Raw genomic sequence first — 18,867 nt, forward strand, 5'->3', positions numbered from 1 at the left:
CGGAGCCACAAACAATGCCGAGCGAGCCATCCCAACGTGTCGAGGACAAACTATTCTACAACCGTTATCTTGTTGATTCCGGCCGCGCCCATATCAAGGTGCGGCCGCACACCACGCCATCGTCGCGGCTCTTGTCGATGCTGAAGGCTTGTCCAGCACGGTGCTACGAGCTCAACGATAAAGGTCATGTTGAGGTGACAGTCGACGGGTGTATGGAGTGCGGCACCTGCCGGGTGATCTGCGCAGAAAGTGGTGATATCGAGTGGAGCTACCCACGCGGCGGTTTCGGTGTGCTATTCAAGTTTGGTTAAAAGTTCGGGTGAGGGTCTGGCCATGGCAGGCAGGCGCGAACTCGAGATTTCACCCGGGCACATTCAATCGGGGTCCCCATCTTTGCATCTACCGGGCGGGCCCTTGCATGGTGGAAGCGCAGCTTGCAGTGTCCGCTATAATATGCCCGTAGATAGCCAAAACGAGCGGATCCGAAACAAGCGTGCAACGCATTCGTGAGATTAGGTCGTCCATCTCGGATCTGGATCGAGGATCCTGGTTTTCTTCCCCAACTGGCCGGTTTCGTCCTCCTTGGAAGGTTCGCGGCGATCCGCCTGCTGCCACCGTCTCGCGACCCTGCCTATCACCTACCAACGAATGCTGGAAGCAGGACTTCGCGCGGCCGTAGCCACCGACCGACAACATGCGATCGGGCGCCTTGTAGACTAGAAAAGCACGAGCGAATCACGAAACTAGCGCTTTCTAACTCCGTCGCGCGGCCGCCGGTTCCGGGTTCGCCAGGCGGGCTGCGCGCATGCAGCACACAAGTTTGCACTTTCATTTGCCGGTATCGCCGCGATATATCGTCGGCCGGAGAGCAATGACGATGGTTCGAGTTCAAAAGAGCAGGGCAGCCGCTAACGCGCGGCGAGCAGAGGCACGCCGTGAGAGTTCTGTCGACGACATCCAGGCCCGCATAGCCGAACTGAGAAGTTTGCCGCGCGAGAAGCTCGCGGATGCGGTGTTCATGCTCTCGATGAACGCAAGACGGCAGCGCGAGTTGATACGCCAGGCGATTGAGAAGCGCGCCGAGGTCGACCTGGACTTTGATCCGCCGGCGAAGGCGGATTTGGCGAGCTATCTCGCCAATGATGTGGTCTCGACTTTACGCCACCACGTTGCTGACCTTCCGACCTTGCTGGACCTGTTGGTTCAGCGAGCGCCTCACGTCTGCTTCACCGTCCATCGGGAGGAGGCCGTTTCGCTGCTCGCCGCAATCATTCGCGAACACCGGCTCGAAGGAGTCCTTGAAGGCCTCAGGCTCGCCGGGCTCCTGAACGAGGCAGCGAAGGATCGCCATGCCGGTATCGGTTCGGAAGCGGATTTGAGAGGAGCTGCCGAGGGCGCGTGAGTGTCCAGGCCGCCTTGAGGGACAGTCCCTGCAGATGGAACGTCCACAGGAAACGGGACGACAGCAAATCTAGGCGCCTGCTTGCGAGGTCAAAACCGCGTCGAATTCGCTGCGCAGTTCCTTTGTCATCCGTTTAGCGTTGATCGCTGACGCGGAGCCGCTATGCGCGCTCGGTCGCAGTCCCCGGCCACGTCAAGCTCGGGACCTTCGCGTCGAGCACGAGATCCGCAGTTCTGAGCTTTCATGTTCAGTTGCAGCGCGCGGTGCGCTGCGCTGGCGGACCATGGAACCGTTCGCTAACAGCCAAGCAAGGGAAATCACTGCAGGACATGTCGTCCGAGCCGCGGCGATGCGCCAAAGCGGCGAAAGGCGGTCGCTCACCTCAGCTACGCGCTCTGGTGAAATCGACCGTCCGTGTTCCGGTAGTCGCTGGTTGCGCGCTGGCGGACGGCGGGGGAAGGCCTGGCAAGTACTCCGCGAGCCACTCGGCAATAGCAGACAAGCTCAGTGGCGGTCCGCGGCAAACTGGGCAAAAGGGCCTTCTCGGGGGCAGGATCGTCGAGATGAACGATCCGCCGCGCATCTGCTAGACACGCCTTATCCTTGCTCGATATCCAGGGAAACGCGCCGGAAGTCGCCTCGCCTGTTCGCTCCGTTCGCGAGCCGCACCGGGATTTCGCCGAAGCTCGCGTGCACGAGCACGGCGAAGGCGTGGCCGAAACCCGCGTGCTGCCGAACAGCGCGTCGCACGCCAATGCCGGCCTGATCGGTTAGTAAGCCCGCTCAAAGACCACGAAGGAGCCTTGCGTGCTGCGGCCAGCCGCACTTCAATGAGCTGCTGTTATTATCTGAAAGCATTCGATCGCAACTTCCATCGCGATCAGCAGGACTATAACCCACTCAAGACGTAGCGAGCGCCGTGTGTCCATGATGTCCGTCAGCGCGTTGGCCGTTCCGGAGATGGCCGACAGCTTGCGCTCGAGCATCTCAAGACGCTCCTTTAGTTCGTAATCGTCTTTCAGACGCGAATAGAGCCGCTCGAGCTCCGGCTTGTCCCAGAGTGCGTCGGGCTTTTCGGCAATGGCGACGCGGCCCGCTACGCGCTGCTGGACCAGGAGCGCATTGCCGATCAATTGGAGAATGCTCGTGCGGCCCCGCGGCGTCCGGCCGCGCTCGGCGAGTTCGCGTGCAAACGGTTCGATTACGTCGAACACCGCGGCGACACGGCGCTCGTCTCGCTCCAGCGCCGTGCTCTTGGCGAGCGTATCGGCGATCAGCAGCAGCCGGTCGTCGGTAAACTTGCTGAGACAAATCCGCCCGCCCGGCAGAATGACGTCGGCGCCCTGGTCGTTGCAGAGCTGCGCTTGCGCGCTCTCCTCCTCGTAGGAGTTGAATTCACCGATGACCCGAGATTTCAAGGTTTCGATCAGAGCGTTTTCCTCCGAGGGCGACAACCCGATGAGCACCACAACGCCATAGCGGAAGATCACGACAAGGCCCGCATGAATGCGGAAAGCGACCGGCGTCGAGGACACCAGCGTTCCGATTTCGAGAGCCGACGGGTTGATACGATCGCCTAGCATGACTGCGCGAATGCGCAGCATCGAGCCGGTCGCCGTCTTTCCGGACACGGCAGGCTTACCAGGCGTAAGTTGATCCAGGTTCACTTTAGCATCCGGTTTGGCGCCACTTAGACGCGAGAGGCGTTCGCGCGGGACCATCAAACACGTTCAGAACTTCGTCGCAGACGGTGCAGCGGAATTTGCCGGGCACGTCGCTGAGAGATGATGCTGTAATCCGGCAAATGCCGGCTCCACAGTTCGGATGGGTCGTCGCCATTCCCACACTCGTGCGTGCTTGTCGCAAGGCAATCGAACAACCCCGCAAGCTCACGAAGAGAACGAGAGGTCTTCCAATTCGACGATCCCGCCGCCAAACATTTGGCTGCGCGGCATGCGCCGTCCTCGAACGAAGTCGAGCAAGATTGATGCCGAACCGGTATCTTTCGCGCCAGCGGCCTCAGGATTTCCGATTCAATGGGGGAGCGAGAATGATTGTTCGAAACGGCACAGGTTGAGCAAAGACGGCGGCGCCATGTGTGTTCGATTTCATCCCGAGCATGTCAGCTACAGAACACGGCGAATGTTGCGCGCCGCGGAACTTTTCAAAGCGCAATCAGAGACTTAATCGCGGTAGCGGCGCTGGCATAGCTGTTGCTATCGAAATGTCGCAAAGGCCGAGCGGAGGTGCTGAGTACACACCCAGCCCGAATGGCGAAAACAGGACGGTGATCGGTGGACCGACGGTGGTGAAGGTGAAGGGCCGTTTCCAACTGTTAGCCACAAGACGGCCCGGCATTCTTGAGCTAAGACCCCGAGTAGAACGACAGGCAGGACTTGCGGCCATGCATATTGAACCGGGAACAGTAGCAGGCGCCAAGCTCGTATTGAGCTACGCGACAGGCCTTGCGGCGGGCTGCGTCGCCGCCAACCTTGTGGTCGAGACCATGCGCGAGCGGGGCGTCCTGTCATTCGCCATGCAAGCCATCGCCGCGACTGCGCTTGTGTTCACGTTCCTCGAGATCCTGCCGCACTTTGCGGTCGGGGTCTCCGAGGTGCGCTTCGTCCCCGGCTCCACGCTGTTCCTGTTGTTCGGGCCGGGGCCAGCTGCCTTTGCTCTTGCGGTCGGCCTCTTGCTGCCAAGCATCCTCTTTGTTTCGGCCGACCTGCCGCAATATGGTATGAATGTCACGACGCTTCTGGTGCCGCTGTTTGCGATCCAGGCGCTCGCCAAGCGGCTCATTCCATCCAACACCGCCTATCGCAATCTGCAGTACAGTAAGGCGCTTGCCCTCTCGACTGCGTATCAGTCTGGTATCGTTGTCTGCGTCGCGTTTTGGGCGCTCGATGGTGCGGGCTTCGGCGCCGCCAACCTCTATCACATCGCATGGTTCGCCGTTTCCTACGCACTTGTGGCCCTTGTCCAACTGGAGGGTGATCTGGCTGTGCTGGCGCTCGCGAAACAAATTGGGCGGCGTGATTGCGGGCGGAGTTGTCGCCAACCGCATGTAGAAGGCATGTTGCCGTTGATAACAACGATGGCCGTCGGGGCTCCCGTTTTGCTCAAGCGATGCATACGCTTTCTCTGATAGCAACCGGCTGCAGCGATCCCGGGCGGCGCGCGCTCGCTGCTATCGGTGGCAGCAAGGCGACCGAGCTTATGCTTCTTCCGCACAAGGCGACCAGGAAATCATATCTCGCCGACTTGCGGCCGGCCGTCTGCTCCGGCTTGCTCACTAAACAGTGGACGCGCACTACGGAGTTCGACCTGCTGGTGCGCGATGCAGCCGAGGCGGACTGCCGCAATGATGTGGCGCAATGGCTGGATGCGGTCAGCGCAGCAGCCTGGTCGCAGAGCATCGCGGGCGAGGTGGGACGCGAGCGGCGTCTTGCGCTGCTGATCCAGGGGGATTCATCCGTCGAACGAGCTTACCATTGGAACATTAGAACCCTCCTAAGCACAGCTGCGATGGAGCGCTGTTCGGCGGTTTCCCATGCTCTGCTGCACTTGGCCGGAATGTTCGCAGTTCGACAAAGAAGATCGCCATGCCTGGATTGATCGTGATGTTGACCATGCTCGTACTGTGCAGCATCGTGCTGGCCGGCGAGTTGACAGGGCGAGCACAGGTCATCAACACCGACACCCTTGAAGTTCACGGGACTCGCGTTCGGCTCTGGGGCATCGAGGCGCCGGACAACAGTCAAATGTGCCGAGATATCAAGAGCAATCTATATCGATGTGGCCTCAATGCCGCGAGCGATCTTGAAGGCTTCATTGCAGAGCGCGAGGTCAGGTGCCTGTCAGTGCTGCAGGATGAGTGTGGACGGACGGTGGCGACCTGTTCAGCCGATGGCATAGATCTCGGAGAGTGGTTGGTGCGCAACGGTCTCGCGCTCGATTGGACGCAATCTTCCACGGGACCATACCACGCGGCGCAACGTGCGGCCGATCGTGCCGGACTGGGCTTATGGGCGGGCAGCTTTGCCGTACCTTGGTTGTATCGAGCGTGCATTCGGCTAGGCGGTCAACCAGCAAGCTGTTCGGACGACGCGAATGCACATCCTTGACGGGTGTTGCCCACAGCAGAACATGCGGTAATCGGCTCCGCGTGAGGTGACAGTCACGGGCGAGCTGGCGTCGATCGGAGTGAGGCAAGCTTACCACTGCCGCGGATCTTGAACTCTCGTAAGCGCGAACGTCGCAAGAACAGAGAATCGCGAGCTCCGCAGAGCCCGATCATTCTTGGCGCGGTTTTTTGGAAACCATGGACTCGCGGTCCTGCCAAGGCGCCGCCTTTTGAGTTCGAGAGAGGCCGCATTCGCCTCAGAAGAATGACGGGCTCTCCGAGGCCTAAGCAAGACGAGGGCGTGGCACTGAACAACAATCAGATTCCGCCGTGTAGAGGTTGAGCGAAAAGAAAGAAGGCCAGTGGCGTTCAAGGCACCGCAGGGCAAGGTAGGCAACACCAATGCGGGTTGGGATGCAGCTCACCTCCACTCCATGAGACGCTAGCTTTCAGGTTTTGACATGCCAGAGCTCGCAGCTTGATTCCCAGATGCCGTCCTGCCAAAACTCATATACTCGCACTCAAATCCGACGGACCAAGCAGGTGTGAGCGCTTGCTCAACGACGGCTGCGAGGCTCCCATCGAAACGACGGTAGTCGAATTGCGGCCTTTGCCGCGGGAAGGCCGCATAAGCTCCTTCCCGGACTTCGCTGCTATTGGCGATATCGGCCGCGATTGCCTTTCAAGTCACGGCTGCTCCGACATAGGCCAGCGTTTGGCCGGGCGGGTAAGAAGCCTAACACCACACGTGCGGTTTCGGTGACCAAGACGTGTGGACCTGCCTTGCAGGCGCCGATCACAACAATGCCACAGAAGGCAATGCAGCTGTTCGTGCGGTTGCTCGCTGACCACTGGCTCGAGATCCGCCGAATAAGCAACACCGCACGCGATGAGCGCAACTGCTGCGGCGGACCGAACAAGCGAACAAGAACGTCAATCGCATATTACCTCCCGAACACCACGTGCGCGGCTTCCACAATGAATCGTGATCTGCTGAAGTCGCAGCGTCGCTCCCACGCTCTCGTGGTGTGCGGACTCTGTGCCGACGAGCGCGACGCAAGCTCCCGGCGTGTTTCGATGGCCGGTGTCCTCTATGCGACAAGAGCGGTGATCGTTCAAACAAGCCGCGGGTCTGAGGTCGAACACGAATGTCATGACGCGCCGACACCGCTGGTTGATCACTGCTGTGAACTCCTGCGAAAGAGATTTGGTGCTCCAGCTTCTTTACAACCACACAAACAAGTTCGCACCGGGAACTCGAGGCGCGGAGCTGAGTCAGAGACCGCAAGATCACCTGACTGATCCGAGTCCAAAGAGTTGAACGAACTGGTCGGCCGTCCCTGATCGTGCCGACGCGGGATAGCCGGAAGCAGTGCGGAGCAAACGAACACGATCTGCCGATCATATCGCTCTGTTATGCATCTTCTCCCCTGCTGCTCCGGAGATCAGGCATCGTATGACTCCGGCAGGCGACTTTCTTGCTCGGCCGCCCAGAGCACCAGCGGCATAGCTGGCGTCCATTACTGTTCTATTCGCATTGGCGAACTCGGCAGAGAATTGCTCGCGTTGTTCTGGGTGGTGCGATCGTGCCAGACACGATCGCCGTGGGAACGCCGATGGGCGGCGGGCGTATCGCCCGCAGCATGGGCTTTCGCATTGCGACACTGAGGGTCGCGGCCAACAGCTCACGGCCTAGAGGGCCTGCATTGGAGGCGACTTTCCTCGGCCACACTATTACGATTGTCGACGCCGCGCCCGTCGGCGGCGCGCTGGAACGCGGCCAGCTCAATTGTCTATGCCTGGACAATCACGGCGCCGGTCTCGGCGATCGTTGCGGCGCTGACCTGGTGGGGGTCAACGCCTTGGATGTTTTCGTCAGGACACGAGCTTCAGCCCGACAATGCCGGCGACGATCAGTCCGATACTGGCAAAGCGAAACGCTGCGGCCGGCTCTCCGAACAGGATGATGCCGAGTGCTGCGGTGCCGACCGCACCGATGCCGGTCCAGACTGCATAGGCAGTTCCAATGGGCAGCGTCTTCAGAGCAAGGCCGAGCAGGATCACGCTGCCGGCCATGGCCGCGAGCGTGAGCACGGACGGAACGAGCTTGGTAAAGCCCTCGGTGTATTTGAGGCCGATTGCCCAGGCGACTTCCAGGAGGCCGGCGACCAACAAAATGCTCCAGGCCATGGCGACCCTCCGTTCATGGCAGGGTCGTCCCCGCGGCTGATGTGATGATGAGCTGCAAGGCCGTCCTCGCCGGGGCTCGCGATTCGCTTCGATCAGTCAATGGTCAACTGCTCCCAAACATCAGCATTCCGACCTCAGTGGTTCGGCGAATTCACACGATCGACAAAGCAGAAAGCCGTCCGCTCCGTTCATGCGACTGGCAATCTTGCAAAAAGTCGCCCCTTCGAAGAGATCCTTGTACCTGTCGCGGAGAAGGTTGCCCAAAACATGTCGTCGCTCAAAATCCATGCAGCAGAAAGTAACATCGCCGTTTGGGAGAAGAACATTGCGATATTGCCGTTCGTCAGGACATGTCAGTGCTCCAACGATTGGCTGTCGCGCTTCAACCATCTTAAGCTCGCCGCTGCCAGCCCTGCTGCGCGGCGGACGCGAGCGGACCAGCGCTTCCTCAGGAATTATGTCGACAAGTTCGGGATGAACGTCACCCATGACTATGAAGAGCAGTGATGAAATGTCGGCATCGACAAGTTGGCGCATCAAATCGACATAGTTGCGCCTGACGAGACCACTATCCATGTGCGTGCCGTCATCAAAAACATGCACCAGGAAAACGCGGAACTGGAACGCACGCAAGCATCTTAGATCCCGCCCGTTCATTCCTACGAGGGTTGTGAAAACCCGGATTCCATGGCCACACGCGTAGGCATGCTCAACCATTTCGGTGCAAGCCGGATTGAGCCAAGGCTCCGAATGCCCGGAAAAGCTGATGTCGACAGCTGCTGGTACGCGCGCCAGACATCGCTTAAAATCTTGGAGAGAAAGATGCTTCACGTCGGGTATCGCTCTTTGCCGTTTGGCAAACTTGTCCTGCGGGCAATAAGAGCATCCGACGACACAGCCCGTTGTCGTAGTTATCTCCAGGACCCTGCCGCCAGTGATTGCAGAGCGCAGCTCCTGTAGAGTCATCGCTTCTATATTATCCACTTCCGCGCTCCGCGTTTCGAAGAAAGAGCTCTTGAGGCCGGACTGTCGATTTGCATCCCTCATACGGTCCGCTCTTGCATCATTCTCGATTCGTCCATCAGCGCGACACGGCACGAAGCGCGGCCCCGATAGATGAAGAAAGCGCCACGGCTCTTGCCCTTAGCGCCAGTCCAGCAGAATCGGGCAGCTGCCGGAGTGGACATGCATCGATGAGGTTGGTCTAGGTCTCGTTTATTCCAACAAGCATCACTCATGCCAATGGCAGTACTGTCCATAAGTCGACACGTCCGCATAAATGTCGTCGTAATTACGCAACCGAGGCGCAACTCTACGCGATCAAAACGTACAATATGACGTTACGTACGATTCAAGCTCTCTTGAAAATGAGTTGAATGGCAGCTTTCTTATGCAACATGGCGGCGTTGCTGCCGTCCGAAGCGCCATGTCACCATGATCGACGTGTGTCGGCATCGGTCCCGAAGTTCCGATTGCGAGCGCCGTTGACCGCAGTCGAGAATGCAAATCTTCATCGCGCCTTCATGCAGCATCGTGAATGTCAACAGCTGAAAACGCTACTCGGTGACGAACTCCTGAAGGTGGATTCGATTGACGAGATCGCCAAAGTCTATGCTCGGGCTATTGTTTCCGTGCTGCCGGAAATGGCTTGTACGCTCGCCGGATGGTCTTTTGGCGGTGTGCTCGCCCGGGTGTTGCTGGGATACTAATCTCTGCAAACGTGAGGGTCGATTAGTGGCAATGATCGATAGTGCCCATCCGTCGGAGCTAGGGACGCTTCCACCTTGCACCAGGAATCGGCTAAATTCCTTGCATTCCTTGTCGACGAGGGAGGGTTGTTGCCTGAACACGGTGCAACCACGGAAATTCAGCTGGGAGACTTCGCTACGCTCGCGAGCGCTGCTTTTAGTGCATGGAAGATCGCTGTACCGGCGCTTCAGAAAATCTTCCAAGTGTTCATTCGCCATATTCACGCTGGCAAACTATACGTACCTAATAGGGGTTTCGGCGCTCTGCGTCCATTACACTCGGGAATCCACTAGCGAACCAAGTTCATGGCGCGCTGCTTTCGAGAGCGTCGTTGAAGGGCCTCCTTTTCCCCTATCGCACATGATAGTTCGAGGTCGCCGGATGAGCTCCGCCTGCATGGTTCGAGGCGCGCTCTATGATTCAAAGGCGGCCGTCGCCCACCTCGAGGGCTATGCCGCCGCTGGGTCGCGAGCACTGCGTGCATATAGCCAGGCCAGACGTGAATGGTTCGCATCTCGAATGAAAAATACAACTGGCGACTCCAACCGCGACTCGAAATGTCAATCGAGGAGGAGCAACGGCCGCCTCGTCAATGCTCTCCCGAGGGTTCGAGGGCCGTCTAGCATGTCCCTTCTGTTGCGCTTCCAGGACGACGCCCGGATCAACACTTTGCGCTCCGGCCCACGACAGCAGTCCTTCTAACGCATGTGATCAAGAGCGATAGCAATGATCCTGGCGACCTCTGATGCGGATCGCCGTTGGACAGGGCCGCTCCCCCGTCTAAAGCACGCCCGGCTGGCGCGGCTTGGACCCGAAGAGAATTCATCGAAACTCCGATTATTAAGCTGGTGCGCACGCTCCAATTCTCTTGTGGTGTCGCCGCCGAGCTGCTCGATGATCCCCTCAGCTAGGTCGTCAGTTTCTCGACCTGCTGGGGCTCGTGTCCTGACGCGCGAGAAAGCCATGCACGTAAAGAGGCATGGCAGTCCTTTCCTAGTAGCGTTGGTGCGGCTCCCCTCGACGAGCCGTTCCAGCCCTTCGGAAACGAAGTCGTGTAGGGGTGCTCAGAAAAGTGAGACAACCGCCCTCGATGCGGCATGTGGCTCCGCAGGATTTAGGCCAGCGCGAGGCGGCGAATTGTCGTGCGGGTTCGTGTGCAATGTCGTGTTCGCAACATGTTGGCGGACAACAAGCAAGTGCGGGTCGGCTTTCGGGAGGAAAGAGACACGCCTTGCGCGTCGCTTGCGTCCAGTTGGCCGCGCAGCGGCCCGTGCGCAGAAGCGTCAGGCGATTGGCCCGACTATTGCTCCGCTGTTTGCCCAACGGCGTGCGGCTCACCTGCTTTGTCGGGATGTCCGCTGCAGAACGTGGATCTCTATGTGACCAAAGGCCATGACATGAAGAATTCCAGGTCCCTGACAATCAAGGTGCTAGGCACAGCTACTTTTGCCCTGGCCTTGATGACGCGTACCGCGGCGGTCGAATACAAAACGGAAAATAGCCGGGATCCTAGCTCCCGGGGCGTTCCTGTGAACAGGAGCGTTCTTGCCCAAATCACCCCCACCTGGGAACGACCAGCGAGCTTCATGCTTCAGAACGGCCTGCAAGTCGTGGTGATTGTCGATCACCGCACGCCGGTGGTGACGGAGATGATCTGGTACAAGGTCGGCTCCGCCGACGAGAAGCCGGGCAAATCGGGACTTGCGCATTTCCTCGAACACCTGATGTTCAAGGGAACGGCCAACCATCCGGCCGGCGAATTCTCGCAGACCGTGCGGCGGATCGGCGGCGACGAAAACGCCTTCACCTCCCTCGATTACACCGCCTATTTCCAGCGCGTGCCGCGCGAGCAGCTCGCGCGGATGATGGAGTTCGAAGCCGACCGCATGACCGGCCTGATCCTGAAGGACGACAACGTGCTGCCCGAGCGCGACGTCGTGCTGGAAGAATTCAACATGCGGGTCGCCAACAATCCGGATGCACGGTTGACCGAGCAGATCATGGCCGCGCTCTACCTCAACCACCCCTACGGCCGGCCCGTGATCGGCTGGCGCCAGGAGATCGCGAAACTCGATCGCGAGGATGCGCTCGCCTTCTACAAGCGCTTCTACGCGCCAAACAACGCGATCCTGGTCATCGCCGGTGACGTTGACGCCAATGAAGTCCGTCTTCTGGTCGAGAAGAATTTCGCTGATATCCCTGCGCAGCCGGCGATCCCCGCCAAACGCATGCGTCCGCAAGAACCGATCCCGGCGGCGCCGCGCACCGTGACGCTGTCGGATCCGCGGGTCGAGCAGCCCGGGTTGCGCCGTTATTATCTCGTGCCTTCCGCAGCCACAGCGATCGCCGGCGAAAGCCCGGCGCTCGACGTCCTCGCGCGACTGATGGGTGGCGGCTCCAAATCCTATCTGTATCGGGCATTGGTGATCGACCGCCCGCTCGCGATCTCTGCCCGCGCCGGCTACACCGGCATCGCGCTCGATGCTTCGCAGTTCTCCATCTCAGTGACGCCGAAACCCGGCGTGGAATTCTCGCAGATCGAACCCGTAATCGATGGCGTGATCGCCGAAATCGCGCAAAAGCCGGCCCGCGGCGAAGACCTCGAACGCGTCAAGACGCAGTTGATCGCGCAAGCGATCTACGCCCAGGACAACCAGCAAAGGCTGGCGGGCCGGTATGGCGGCGCGCTCACCACGGGGCTGAGCATCGACGATATCAGAAGCTGGCCGGACCGCATTCGCGCGGTCACCGCCGCGCAGGTCAGCGAAGCCGCACAAAAATGGCTCGACAAGAAACGCTCGGTGACCGGCTACCTGATCAAGGATGCCGCGCCGAAAGGCGAGGAGAAGCGCTCGTGATCTACCGCTTAACGTGCCGCGCGGCGCTGATCGGCAGCGTCTGCGTCGCGATGATGATGTTATCTTCGGCGCCGTCTCAGGCCGCCGCCAAGATCCAGCGGCTGGTCTCCACCGGCGGCATCGAGGCCTGGTTCGTTCAGGACGCCACCGTTCCCCTGATCGCGATGGAATATGCCTTCGGTGGCGGCGCGGCTCAAGACCCGGCCGACAAGCCCGGCGTGGGCAATCTGGTCGCCGATCTACTCGACGAAGGCTCCGCCGACCTCGATTCCAAAACCTTTCACGAGCGTCTCGATCGCCGCGCCATCGAACTCAGCTTCTCCTCGAACCGGAATTATTTCCGCGGCTCGCTGCGCATGCTGAAAGGCAACAAGGAGGAGGCCTACGACCTCCTGCGCATGGCGCTGACCGCGCCGCATTTCGAGGCCAGCGACGTCGAGCGGATTCGTGCCCAGGTGCTCTCGGGGCTGCGCCGCGAAAGGACCAACCCGAGCGCGCTCGCCGAACGAAAGTTCCTCGAAATCGCGTTCGGCAGCCATCCCTATGGCCGGCAATCGAGGGGGACGCTGGATAGCGTGCCAAGAATCGATGTCGCCGACCTGAGGGACTATGTCGGCCACGTGATCGCCAAGGATACGCTGCGGATTGCGGTCGTCGGCGATATTGACGCCGATACGCTCGGCAAACTGCTCGACAAGACGTTTGGAGGCTTGCCCGCCAAAGCTAACCTTAGGCCCGTTCCTGATGTGCTAGCGGCAAAGCCGCCGCAGCGCGCCTTTATTCCACTCGATGTGCCGCAGACCATCCTGTGGTTCGGCGGTCCCGGCATCCGCCGCAATGATCCGGATTTCATGGCGGGGTACGTCGTCAACCATATCCTCGGCGGCGGGCTGTGGTCGCGACTTTTCCACGAGGTCCGGGAGAAACGCGGGCTGGCCTATTCGGTCCATGAATCGCTGCTCTGGATGGAGCACTCCGCGGTGTTTGTCGGTGGTAGCGGCACCCGCACCGACCGTGCCGGCCAAACGCTCGACGTGATCGAAAAGGAAATCCGCCGCATCGCCGAGGAGGGCCCGACCCAGAAAGAGCTGGATGAGGCCAAGTCGTATCTGAAGGGGTCGCAGATGCTGACGCTCGATACGTCGTCAAAGCTCGCCCTCGCGTTGTTGCAATATCAGTTAGACGAGCTGCCGATCGACTATATCGAGAAGCTCAACGTCCTTGTCGATGCCGTGACGCTGGGGGACGCCGAGAAGGCCGCGCAGCGGCTGTGGGGGCAGGGCTTGCTCAGTGTCATGGTGGGCCGCTCTCCACCGGCAGCAGCCGAGTCGACCACCGCGCCATCGGCCGCGAAGCCGGCGCCCCCCAATTAACTTTTCAAGTAGCTCGGGGCGGCGTAGCCGCGAGCCTGGCTCTGCCGTGTCCCCCGCTTGGCTAGGTGTATCAGCTTGCCCTGTTTCAGCTCACGGTTGAAGACCGGCCATTGCGCTTGCAGCTCGGCCGCCAGCGCATCGAGCTGGGCATCGACCGGCTGCCGCAGCAAGGGGGTGTCCATCTGTGCCAGCGCGTCGGCCTTCTCGTCCACCGAAACCAGCTCGTCGGAGAAATGACGGTATTGCAGGCTGTCGTCGAGGTAGAGTTCACCGGACTGGAAGCGCTTCCTGACTTGGTGGTACAGCCAGAACTCGTAGCGGTCGGCATGCAGGCCCGTTGGCTTGCCATCAGCGTCGAAGGTCAGCAGGTACGGCCGCAAGCGTTTCGGCACCGTGGCTGCTGGACATTCGGCCAGTGGCCGTTGCGATAGACGCTGCTGTTTGGTGAACACACCTTTGGCCCAGGCCAGCGCCACGAGCTGTCCGGGTCGGTGCCGGCGAGATCGACGTACAGCGGTCGAAGATGCCGACGGATACGCTCGGCCAGGCCGTCCACCGCCTGCCAATGCAAAGCCAGTTTGCTCACCGGCTTCACGCTCATACGCAGTGCCGTGGTTTGCAGCGTGTCGCGGGGCATGATCTTGTAGGCGCGCTGGCGTACATCGCCGAACGGCATGGGATTGGCACGCTGTCGTCGATGCAAAGCGACAGCAGGCGACCGACCTGTGGCGTGTCTTGCTGACGGCGCACCTGCTCCGCGACAAAGGATTGCTTTGCACCCGCACTGCTCTCGTCTTCCAAGTGCTTCATATGATAGGCCATCGCATCGACCAGATTGTCAGAGAGCTGCCGATAGCGCACCCAGGCATAGCACAGCAGATAGAGGTGGGTCTGATCGGCCTTCAGATTGCGCAGGTCGTGGATGGTGTAGAAGTTCGCCAGGCTCGCGTAGTACAGAAGGTTTTGCTGCGAGACGCCGAGCTTGGGCAGCAACGCCTTGGCGATCCCGTGCAGCGGCTCCAGCGTGGCGCGCTTCTGGCGCTCGCGAGCCATCTGCCGCCAGCCAAAATCCTTGGCGTCCTGCCTGAGTGCCGCCAGTTGAGACAGGGTGTCGTCGCGCACCAAGAGGTGACTCAGCGCGGCCTTGGCCTATTCGTCCAGCATTTCCCAGCAGACCGCCCAGCCGCCGACGCTCGGCGGACAGGGCTTCGCCGACCAGCTCTTGCAGGGTGGTGTAGCCGGGCCGGATGGTTTTGTGCTCATTGAGCCAGCCAATCAACTCGGTGGCGACGAATCCTGGCGTCACGTCGCGCCGAACGATTTGCGCGGCTTGCTGCGCGAGCTGCGGCAGGAAGTCGGCCGCCCACGGCCGGTAGCAGAACAGCGCAGCGATACGCTCGCGCTCGGTGTAGTGTTCGTGGTTGGGATCAGCTTGCGCTTGAACGCATCGCCGTGGAAATAGCGGCTCAGCACGAAGGCGCAATCGTCCTCGACCTCGTTCCAGTCAAAGCGAAAGAAGGCGTGCTTGGCCTTGAAATAGCCGATCTGCAAGATGCAGTAAACCGAGCGGTGAGGCTGGGGCGGCGGCTGGCAAGCGCCGGTTCGGTTTCGGTCAAGGCCAGGTATTCCAGCCGCTGGGTGTCGTCGAAATCCGGCAGGCCGTACAGGCTTCCTGCTCGGCGCCCGATAGGACGGTCAAGCGTTCGCTCTTGGTCGTCATCGCGATGACGCTCCACGGGAGCGCATCCAGCCAACCCATGCCAGGGTCTCGATCAGCGTGGTTCGCTTGCCACCGAAGTTGCGACATACCGCCGTTTTGGACATGCCGCCGTCCAGCGCGGCGATGATGGCGTCCAGCTTCTCGCCGGTGATCGCCTGCGGCCGGCCGCCGATCCGGCCGCGTTTCCGTGCGGCGGCCAGGCCGGCCACGACACGCTCCTGGATCAAAGCGCGCTCATGCTGCGCGAGCGTGCCGAACACCTGGAACAGGAATTCGCCGGAGGGCGTCGTGGTGTCCAGGTTCTCGGTCAGCGAGCGGAACGCCACCCGATTGTCCTTGAGCGAGGTCACGATGGCGAGCAGGTGCGACAGCGAGCGGCCGAGCCGGTCGAGTTTCCGCACGACCAGCACGTCGCCGGGCCGGACGAATTCGAGCGCTCGCGCCAAGCCGGAGCGGTCATCCTTCGCGCCCGAGGCGTGATCCTCGAACAGGTGAGGCGGATCAACGCTGGCGGCGAGCAGCGCATCGCGCTGCAAGTCCGTGCTCTGGCGGTCGGAGTCCGACGACACGCGCATGTAGCCAACCAACATAGGCGGATACCCATCGGAAATAGGTTTCCGTATGGCAGCGCGTGGCGACAGAGTTTGTTGCATATTTTTTGCGCCATCAGGCGTTTAGCTTAGGGGGGCTACTACAAGATTCGGTAGCTGACTAAAGCCAACTTGAGGCCCTAGGGTCCGGCCGCCTTCTCCGCCGATCATCATCGACGAACAGAAATGAACGCAAGCGCACGTGAAGCCGCTGCCCGCGGCGCCTGCCGGTCACCTTCCGCCCTTCCATCGCTTAGAGAGTGAAGTGCCACCATGTCCGAACAACCCTTGCCGACGCTGCCGATGTGGCGCGTCGATCACATCGAGCCCTCGCCCGAGATGTTGGCGCTACGCGCCAACGGTCCGATCCACCGCGTGCGCTTCCCATCCGGGCACGAAGGCTGGTGGGTGACAGGCTACGACGAGGCCAAGGCGGTGCTGTCCGACGCGGCGTTCCGGCCCGCGGGAATGCCGCCAGCGGCATTCACCCCGGATTCGGTGATGCTCGGTTCGCCGGGGTGGCTGGTCTCGCACGAGGGGGGCGAGCATGTCCGGTTACGCACGATCGTGGCGCCTGCCTTCAGCGACCGCAGGGTGAAGCTGCTCGCCCAGCAGGTCGAGGCGATCGCCGCGCAGTTGTTCGAGACGCTGGCGGCCCAGCCCCAGCCCGCCGACCTGCGGCGCCACCTCTCCTTTCCACTTCCGGCCATGGTCATCAGCGCGCTAATGGGCGTGCTCTACGAGGATCACGCCTTTTTCGCCGGGCTGTCCGACGAGGTGATGACGCACCAGCATGAAAGCGGCCCGCGCAGCGCGTCGCGCCTGGCCTGGGAAGAACTGCGCGCCTACATTCGCGGCAAGATGCGGGACAAGCGCCAGGATCCGGGCGACAACCTGCTGACGGATCTGCTCGCGGCGGTCGACCAGGGCAAGGCAACCGAGGAACAGGCGATCGGCCTGGCGGCGGGCATGCTGGTGGCGGGGCACGAGAGCACCGTCGCGCAGCTCGAATTCGGCCTGCTGGCCATGTTCCGCCATCCGCAACAGCGCGAACGCCTGGTCGGCGATCCATCCTTGGTGGACAAGGCGGTGGAGGAAATTCTGCGCATGTACCCGCCGGGCGCGGGGTGGGACGGCATTATGCGCTATCCGAGGACCGACGTGACCATCGCGGGCATGCATATTCCGGCGGAGAGCAAGGTGCTGGTCGGCCTGCCGGCGACGTCGTTCGATCCGCGCCATTTCAAAGACCCGGAAATCTTCGACATCGGACGCGATGAAAAGCCGCACCTGGCGTTCTCCTACGGGCCGCACTACTGCATCGGCTTGGCGCTGGCCAGGCTGGAACTCAAGGTGGTGTTCGGTTCGATCTTCCAGCGCTTTCCCGCGCTGCGCCTGGCCGTGGCGCCCGAAGAACTGAAGTTGCGCAAGGAGATCATCACTGGCGGGTTCGAGGAGCTCCCGGTGCTCTGGTGATGCGCGGACGCCGCCGGGAATCGCGATCTTCTCCGCAAATTTGCTGGCGCCTGGCGCGCGCCGGTCAGATCAGCTAGCCAATAGGTAGCCAAGATGGACGTGCAAGAAACCACGGCAGCATGCCGGGACGCCTTCGCCGAACTGGCGTCGCCAGCGTGTATCCACGACCCGTATCCGTTCATGCGGTGGTTGCGCGAGCACGATCCGGTGCATCGCGCGGCCTCGGGCCTCTTTCTGTTGAGCCGCCACGCCGACATCTACTGGGCACTCAAGGCCACGGGCGATGCGTTTCGGGGACCTGCGCCGGGCGAACTGGCGCGCTACTTCCCGCGTGCGGCGACCAGCCTGTCACTCAATCTGATGGCGTCCACGATAGCGATGAAGGACCCACCGACGCATACGCGTCTGCGCCGGCTGATCTCTCGCGATTTCACCATGCGCCAGATCGACAACCTGCAGCCGAGCATCGCGCGCATCGTCGCAGCGCGTCTGGACGGCATGGCGCCCGCGCTGGAGCGCGGGGAGGCGGTGGACCTGCATCGGGAATTCGCGCTGGCCTTGCCCATGCTGGTCTTCGCCGAACTGTTCGGCCTGCCCCAGGACGACATGTTCGGGCTCGCCGCCGGCATCGGCGCCATTGTGGAAGGCCTGAGCCCGCACGCCAGCGATCCCCAGCTCGCGGCGGCGGACGCGGGCAGCGCCAGGGTGCAGGTCTACTTCGGCGACCTCATACAGCGCAAGCGCACCGATCCCCGCCACGACATCGTGTCGATGCTGGTCGGCGCACACGACGACGATGCCGACACGCTGTCGGATGCGGAGTTGATCGGCATGCTGTGGGGCATGCTGCTGGGCGGCTTCACCACCACTGCTGCGACCATCGACCATGCGGTCCTGGCGATGCTGGCGTATCCCGAACAGCGGCACTGGCTGCAGGGAGACGCTGCGGGGGTGAAGGCATTCGTCGAAGAAGTCCTGCGCTGCGACGCGCCCGTCCTGTTCAGCGCCACTCCGCGTATCACCCAGCGCGACATCGAACTGGGCGGCGTGGTGATCCCGAAGAACGCGGACGTGCGCGTGCTGATCGCGGCCGGTAATCGCGACCCGGACGCCTTCGCCGATCCCGACCGCTTCGATCCCGCGCGGTTCTACGGCACCAATCCTGGCATGTCGACCGACGGGAAGATCATGCTGAGTTTCGGCCACGGCATCCACTTCTGCCCCGGTGCGCAACTGGCCCGGATCCAGTTGGCCGAGAGCCTGCCGCGGATCCAGGCGCGCTTCCCCACGCTGGCATTGGCCGAGCAGCCGAGCCGGGAGCCCTCCGCGTTCCTTAGGACGTTCCGCGCGCTGCCGGTGCGGCTGCATGTGCAAGGGGGCTGA

15 protein-coding genes and 1 pseudogene are annotated in these 18,867 nt (G+C 61.4%); 11 read left to right on the forward strand and 5 right to left on the reverse strand.

Annotation, left to right across the window (positions count from 1 at the left end; genetic code table 11):
- Window positions 1-14 precede the first annotated feature (14 nt).
- The 3 genes from FXV83_RS35265 (at window position 15) to FXV83_RS43235 (ending at window position 2,176) form a co-directional block, all read left to right on the forward strand.
- Window positions 15-311, forward strand: a complete 297-nt coding sequence (locus FXV83_RS35265) for a ferredoxin family protein (RefSeq protein ID WP_148744149.1) — start codon at window positions 15-17, stop codon at window positions 309-311.
- A gap of 566 nt (window positions 312-877) precedes the next feature.
- Window positions 878-1,402 (forward strand): hypothetical protein, encoded by a 525-nt coding sequence (locus tag FXV83_RS35270; protein WP_148744150.1) that lies wholly within the window; start codon window positions 878-880, stop codon window positions 1,400-1,402.
- Window positions 1,403-2,005: 603 nt separating this feature from the next.
- Complete coding sequence (locus FXV83_RS43235; protein WP_187436389.1) at window positions 2,006-2,176, forward strand: hypothetical protein; 171 nt, start codon at window positions 2,006-2,008, stop codon at window positions 2,174-2,176.
- 53 nt (window positions 2,177-2,229) lie between these two features.
- Here the strand turns inward: FXV83_RS43235 and FXV83_RS35275 are convergent, their stop codons facing one another.
- Complete coding sequence (locus tag FXV83_RS35275; protein WP_430648968.1) at window positions 2,230-3,069, reverse strand: RMD1 family protein; 840 nt, start codon at window positions 3,067-3,069, stop codon at window positions 2,230-2,232.
- Between the two features lie 737 nt (window positions 3,070-3,806).
- Here FXV83_RS35275 and FXV83_RS35280 point away from each other — a divergent pair.
- From FXV83_RS35280 to FXV83_RS35290, 3 genes are read left to right on the forward strand one after another with little or no spacing between them, the layout of a single operon-like run.
- Window positions 3,807-4,550, forward strand: coding sequence for an energy-coupling factor ABC transporter permease (locus FXV83_RS35280; RefSeq protein WP_148744151.1), 744 nt, complete (start codon window positions 3,807-3,809; stop codon window positions 4,548-4,550).
- A complete protein-coding gene (locus FXV83_RS35285) occupies window positions 4,532-5,020 on the forward strand; it encodes an SAM-dependent methyltransferase (RefSeq protein ID WP_148744152.1) in 489 nt (162 codons plus the stop codon). The genes FXV83_RS35280 and FXV83_RS35285 overlap by 19 nt, the downstream gene beginning before the upstream one ends.
- Window positions 5,008-5,529 (forward strand): thermonuclease family protein, encoded by a 522-nt coding sequence (locus tag FXV83_RS35290; RefSeq protein WP_148744153.1) that lies wholly within the window; start codon window positions 5,008-5,010, stop codon window positions 5,527-5,529. The genes FXV83_RS35285 and FXV83_RS35290 overlap by 13 nt, the downstream gene beginning before the upstream one ends.
- 1,874 nt (window positions 5,530-7,403) lie before the next feature.
- Here the strand turns inward: FXV83_RS35290 and sugE are convergent.
- Both sugE and FXV83_RS35300 read right to left on the reverse strand, forming a co-directional pair.
- Window positions 7,404-7,718 carry a quaternary ammonium compound efflux SMR transporter SugE gene (gene sugE, locus FXV83_RS35295; protein WP_148744154.1) on the reverse strand — a complete coding sequence of 105 codons (315 nt, stop codon included), beginning with the start codon at window positions 7,716-7,718 and terminating at the stop codon, window positions 7,404-7,406.
- Window positions 7,719-7,838: 120 nt separating this feature from the next.
- Window positions 7,839-8,765, reverse strand: a complete 927-nt coding sequence (locus tag FXV83_RS35300; RefSeq protein WP_235940417.1) for a radical SAM/SPASM domain-containing protein — start codon at window positions 8,763-8,765, stop codon at window positions 7,839-7,841.
- A gap of 437 nt (window positions 8,766-9,202) precedes the next feature.
- Between FXV83_RS35300 and FXV83_RS35305 the strand changes: the two genes are divergently transcribed.
- The 3 genes from FXV83_RS35305 to FXV83_RS35315 all read left to right on the forward strand — a co-directional run bounded on the left by FXV83_RS35305 (window position 9,203) and on the right by FXV83_RS35315 (window position 13,698).
- A complete protein-coding gene (locus FXV83_RS35305; protein ID WP_187436390.1) occupies window positions 9,203-9,427 on the forward strand; it encodes a thioesterase domain-containing protein in 225 nt (74 codons plus the stop codon).
- A gap of 1,626 nt (window positions 9,428-11,053) precedes the next feature.
- Window positions 11,054-12,325, forward strand: a complete 1,272-nt coding sequence (locus FXV83_RS35310) for a M16 family metallopeptidase (protein WP_235940418.1) — start codon at window positions 11,054-11,056, stop codon at window positions 12,323-12,325.
- Window positions 12,326-12,375: 50 nt separating this feature from the next.
- Window positions 12,376-13,698, forward strand: a complete 1,323-nt coding sequence (locus FXV83_RS35315) for a M16 family metallopeptidase (RefSeq protein ID WP_235940423.1) — start codon at window positions 12,376-12,378, stop codon at window positions 13,696-13,698.
- A 62-nt stretch (window positions 13,699-13,760) separates the two neighbouring features.
- Here FXV83_RS35315 and FXV83_RS35320 read toward each other — a convergent pair.
- A pseudogene (locus FXV83_RS35320) lies at window positions 13,761-15,418 on the reverse strand (DUF4158 domain-containing protein); the annotation flags it as partial.
- Window positions 15,415-16,008 carry a recombinase family protein gene (locus FXV83_RS35325; RefSeq protein ID WP_148744157.1) on the reverse strand — a complete coding sequence of 198 codons (594 nt, stop codon included), beginning with the start codon at window positions 16,006-16,008 and terminating at the stop codon, window positions 15,415-15,417. The pseudogene FXV83_RS35320 and the gene FXV83_RS35325, both read right to left, overlap by 4 nt.
- Window positions 16,009-16,281: 273 nt before the next feature.
- Here FXV83_RS35325 and FXV83_RS35330 point away from each other — a divergent pair, with 273 nt between their 5' ends.
- Window positions 16,282-17,484, forward strand: coding sequence for a cytochrome P450 (locus tag FXV83_RS35330; protein WP_148744158.1), 1,203 nt, complete (start codon window positions 16,282-16,284; stop codon window positions 17,482-17,484).
- Between the two features lie 93 nt (window positions 17,485-17,577).
- The gene (locus FXV83_RS35335) at window positions 17,578-18,867 is read left to right on the forward strand and encodes a cytochrome P450 (RefSeq protein WP_148744159.1); all 1,290 of its coding nucleotides are present in this window, start codon (window positions 17,578-17,580) and stop codon (window positions 18,865-18,867) included.

Source organism: Bradyrhizobium hipponense (assembly GCF_008123965.1).
Taxonomy (GTDB): Bacteria; Pseudomonadota; Alphaproteobacteria; order Rhizobiales; family Xanthobacteraceae; genus Bradyrhizobium; species Bradyrhizobium hipponense.